Annotated in this window: 4 protein-coding genes; 2 read left to right on the top strand and 2 right to left on the bottom strand. The window is 42.8% G+C overall.

The window, feature by feature from the left end:
• The first annotated feature begins 649 nt into the window (after positions 1 to 649).
• Together B7X71_RS12005 and B7X71_RS12000 are read left to right on the top strand one after the other, a co-directional pair.
• Positions 650 to 3316 carry an Rne/Rng family ribonuclease gene (locus B7X71_RS12005; RefSeq protein WP_293600846.1) on the top strand — a complete coding sequence of 889 codons (2667 nt, stop codon included), beginning with the start codon at positions 650 to 652 and terminating at the stop codon, positions 3314 to 3316.
• Between the two features lie 199 nt (positions 3317 to 3515).
• A complete protein-coding gene (locus B7X71_RS12000) occupies positions 3516 to 3725 on the top strand; it encodes a dodecin (RefSeq protein WP_293599993.1) in 210 nt (69 codons plus the stop codon).
• A gap of 52 nt (positions 3726 to 3777) precedes the next feature.
• Here B7X71_RS12000 and B7X71_RS11995 read toward each other — a convergent pair whose 3' ends face one another.
• Positions 3778 to 4143 (bottom strand): hypothetical protein, encoded by a 366-nt coding sequence (locus B7X71_RS11995; RefSeq protein ID WP_293599992.1) that lies wholly within the window; start codon positions 4141 to 4143, stop codon positions 3778 to 3780.
• Between the two features lie 57 nt (positions 4144 to 4200).
• Complete coding sequence (locus tag B7X71_RS11990) at positions 4201 to 4623, bottom strand: type II toxin-antitoxin system HicB family antitoxin (protein ID WP_293600845.1); 423 nt, start codon at positions 4621 to 4623, stop codon at positions 4201 to 4203.
• Positions 4624 to 4778: the final 155 nt, after the last annotated feature.

Raw genomic sequence — 4778 nt, 5'->3', positions numbered from 1 at the left:
AAGAATACACTTAATATTAATAAATACATCGTTTTAAGGCATTAAATTACCTAATAATGTATTTAAAAAATTACTTGGTTAACGCCGCTCGCCATATTATAAAGTAGCGGTAAGTAAAAAAATTAGCGCTCAAGCCGCCGCAGATAAATAAAGATAAAGCGCGACTTAAAGTGATAGTCAAATTTGGTATATTGGGTTAGCGCAGATTAGCGCATAACTGATTAAACAATTTGAAATTTACTAAAGATAGAATTTTAACGAATTTAAGCTAGAGCTGGCTGGTATAGGCCGCATTTAAGCACAAATTTAGCAATTAGGTTGCCTTAACGCACAAATAAACTGTTTCATACCAAGCTTATGCTGATGAAACACCTTGATTTAGATGACAAATACAGACTCAGTTTAACTGACTCATTGCATTTAAATATTAATCGCGGCTAGATATTAATCTTAACCAACCGCGATACAACGTTAAATTGCGCCCTTGTTATATGCAATGTCGTTAGCATTCAATAAGCAGTTTCAATATTTAAAATACTGCTTCTAGAGTAATTCAACCAAGCTTTGACACTTTCACCTTAAACGTTCTCATTCTGAGCTTAAATTTAAGCCGTTTTTCTGCTCGCCTTTGCTAGCGCAGGAGCAAACAATGAAACGCATGTTATTTAATGCAACGCAATCTGAAGAGTTACGCGTTGCGATTGTTGATGGTCAAAAACTCATCGATTTAGATATTGAACACGCTGGTAAAGAACAGCGCAAAAGCAATATTTACAAAGGTGTTATCACCCGTATTGAACCTTCACTCGAAGCCGCATTTGTTGACTACGGTCAAGATCGTCACGGCTTTTTACCTTTCAAAGAAGTGGCGCGTAGCTACTACAAAGAAGGCGCAGACAGCCGCGCCCGCATTCAAGATGCCTTAAAAGAAGGCCAAGAAATCATCGTTCAAGTAGATAAAGACGAACGTGGCAATAAAGGTGCTGCGCTCACAACGTTTATCTCACTCGCTGGCCGTTATTTGGTGTTAATGCCAAACAACCCGCGTGGTGGTGGTGTGTCACGTCGCATTGAAGGCGAAGACCGTGACGAACTACGCGATACATTAGCGCAACTCGAAGTACCAAAAGGCATGAGCATCATTGCACGTACCGCTGGGATTGGCCGCACCGTTGAAGAACTGCAATGGGATTTAAACTACCTCACGCAATTGTGGGCAGCTATTGATGGTGCTTCAGCCATGCAGCCTGGCGCTTACCTGATCTACCAAGAAGGTAGCTTAGTGATTCGTGCGATTCGTGATTACTTCAGTTCAGACATCGGTGAAATTCTCATCGACACACCGGATATTCACGAACAAGCGGTACAGTTCATGAACCACGTGATGCCAGGCAATGTGGCGCGCGTGAAGTTATATCAAGATGAAATCCCTCTGTTCACGCGTTTCCAAATCGAACACCAAATTGAATCAGCATTCGCACGTGAAGTACGTTTGCCATCAGGTGGCGCAATTGTCATTGACCACACTGAAGCTTTAGTTTCTGTAGACGTTAACTCTGGTCGTGCCACACGCGGTAGCGATATTGAGCAAACGGCACTCAATACCAACCTCGAAGCGGCTGAAGAAGTGGCGCGTCAATTACGCTTACGCGACTTAGGTGGCTTGGTGGTCATTGACTTTATCGATATGGAAAACCAACGTAACCAACGTGAAGTTGAAAATGCCTTACGTGATGCCTTGCATTTAGATCGCGCACGTGTACAAACCGGCAAAATCTCACGCTTTGGTTTATTAGAATTATCACGCCAGCGTTTGCGTCCAAGCTTAGGTGAAACTAACCATATCCCATGCCCACGTTGTCATGGTACTGGTCATATCCGCGGCATTGAATCCACTGCATTGCATATCTTGCGTATCACGCAAGAAGACGCGATGAAAGAAAATAGCGCCATTATTCAAGTACAACTTCCTGTTGAAGTAGCTACGTTCTTGCTTAATGAAAAACGTGCGGACATTCATAAAATTGAACAGCGCATGGGCGTTGAAGTGGTGTTGATTCCTAACATTCACCTTGAAACTCCTAACTACAACATCATGCGCATTAAGCACGATGATGTAACACTGGAAACCAACCGTGCAAGTTACAAAATGGTTGAATTGCCTGCTGAAACCAGCTATCTGCCAGACGCAGCTGAAGAAGCTAAAGCAGTTAAAGCGGTAGCCTTAGTCAAAGGCATTACGCCTGCTGCACCAGCACCTATCGTGGCTGAAAAAGTTGAGCCTACAGTGTCACTATTTGCGCGAATTAAAAACTTCTTTGCGGCATTCGGTAGCAAAACCAATGAAGAAAAGGCAGAAGAAAAAGCAGCTGAATCACGTCGCGAAGGCAACCGTAACCGCAATCGCAACCGTAACCGCAATGATCGCAATCGTGGTGAGCGTGGCGAGAAAAATGCAGCGCAACAAGACCGCCCTAACCGCAATGCTGAAGCAAAAACACAAGAGCCGCGTCAAGCAGAAAGCAAAGCGCAAGAGCCACGTCAACAGAAACCACAACAGCCACGCAATGATGCACAACGTCAGGAACGCGCTGAAAGTCAGCGTAACCAGGCTGCGAACGGAGTAGCCCCGGAAGCAAATGCTAACGAGACTACAGAGCAACGCACCGAGCGTACTGGACGTCGCAACCGCAACAATCGTCGTGGTCGTCGTGATCGTGATGAAAATGCAGCGCCACGTGAAAACAATCGCCCTTTCGTACCTAACGAAGAAATCGTAGCTAACGCTGCTGTAGAACCAGTGATTGCTTCAGCTAAAGTCGAAGAAAGCGCACCTGTTGAAACTAAAGCCGCCAAACCAACGGTGAATGAGCAAGCAGCGCAAGCTAATGTTGCAACAGAAGCTGCGGCAACTAAAACTGAGTCTGCAAAAGTAGAGACTGCAAGCACTGCGGAAACGAAAAAACCAAGGCCACAAAAAGCTGCGGGCAAGAAATCTGCGCCAGCGACTGAATCTACCCCAGCAACAGTAAACGATAATGCAACTCAGGTTGTTGAGGCTGATGACAAAGCAGCGGTGAAAACAGATAAAAAACGTCCTGCACGCGGACGCAAACCTAAAGCTGAAGCTAAGCCAGTAGATTTAGCTGCAGTTGGCTTGCAACTAGTCGAAACTAAAGCCGATACGGCTAAAGTAGCTGCTCCAGTTGAAGCTGAAAAACCTAGCAAACCGCGTAGAGCAGCATCGTGGCAAAAACAAGCCGCAGCTGAGACAACCGCAGAACCTTTGGTAATGGTTGAAACACAAAACAAATAAGCTTTATCAATTTGCTTTAAACAAAAGGCCCGATGATGAATCGGGCTTTTTTACGCCTATATTGAGCAGTTGTAACTTAGTGGCTACACTTATGCTTAATTTAGCGTAGCTTGTGCTTAATTTAGCGTAGCTTGTAATGTAGCGATGTTAAATTAACGCTATGATATAGATGTAACTTAATTAACGCGCCGGAGGATATATGTCTGCACATACCTACAAAGTAATAGAACTTGTTGGCTCATCAGCAGTGAGTTCAGATGACGCTATTCAGTCTGCAATTGCGAAAGCATCACAAACTTTGCACCATCTGAATTGGTTTGAAGTCATTGAAACGCGTGGCCATATTGTGGATGGCAAAGTGGCGCATTTTCAAGTCACGCTAAAAGTAGGCTTTAGAATCGAAGATTAATTCAAACAGCCAACTAAAATTCAAATAATGCCCTGTTACTAAACTCGATATCTCAGTGTTCTGAATTACCAGTGATTGGTGCATTTTTCAATATGTGCCGTAAATGCATCAAATCGCTAGTAATGTATTCAAACGTTGATGCTATGGAGCTAGAGCGAATGACAGCGTCTCTTAGCGCCTCATCCACAGTAAGCAAATCTTTTTGTAATATAGCATCATCAATCAACTTAATCGCTTTTTGCAAGCACTGCAAATCGTAAATGAATCGCACTTGCCAAGACTTGCTATAGTCATTCTGCCAGTCATCAAAATCACTGTCTTTTAACACTTGCTCGCTAGAGCCCACGGCTTTCGCACACTGCACTATAGAAGCTTTCACCTTATTTAAATTAAACGGCTGGCTATTAATATTTTCCACTTTAGACCTCCACAATATTTATTGACTTAGCGACTGCGTAAGTTAAAAAGTAATATCTCAAACAAGCCTTACATATAGCTGCTTACCCAACACTTGCAAGGCTGCTGCAATGCCATCAATTCTTGTGGTATGACGCACATTGGTTAAGCGATTCACTTCTTGCGGTGTAGTGTTTAACATACGCGCCAATTCAGCAGGACGAACTTTTTGAGTAATCATTTCGTTCAGCAACAGCACCTTGGCAGCAAGGCTGGTTGGTAATTCAATACCGCGCTGCCCACGCTTTGCCTTAGATGGAGTAGGCACTAATTTTTTATCTTCAAGATAAGACTCAATTGCAGCTTCTAAAACTATTTTTCCAGCATCTAATGCCGCAGCAATGGTATGTCCATGCGCTATCACAGAGGGGATGTCATCGCAGGTTAATAGATAACCTTGTGCTGTATCGCTTTGAATAAGACTTACAGGATATTTAAACATTTAGTACTCCTCAATTAAGAACCTATTTTGTTTATCGAAATAATCATTTAAATGGGATTATTTATCCATAAAATTGATTATAAGCGCATAAATATAAATGTCAAAGATTCTTTTAATAAATAAACATTAATGAGGAATTTAAAAAATACTAACCC

Source organism: Polynucleobacter sp. 39-46-10, assembly GCF_002282275.1.
Note: the sequence above shows the minus strand (reverse complement) of the source record. Positions and strands in the feature narration are given on the sequence as shown.

What these genes read in the sequence shown, in the direction of transcription:
- B7X71_RS11990 (WP_293600845.1), bottom strand. Translation starts at nt 4,623, where the DNA reads ATGTTTAAATATCCTGTAAGTCTTATTCAAAGCGATACAGCACAAGGT.
- B7X71_RS12000 (WP_293599993.1), top strand. Translation starts at nt 3,516, where the DNA reads ATGTCTGCACATACCTACAAAGTAATAGAACTTGTTGGCTCATCAGCA.
- B7X71_RS12005 (WP_293600846.1), top strand. Translation starts at nt 650, where the DNA reads ATGAAACGCATGTTATTTAATGCAACGCAATCTGAAGAGTTACGCGTT.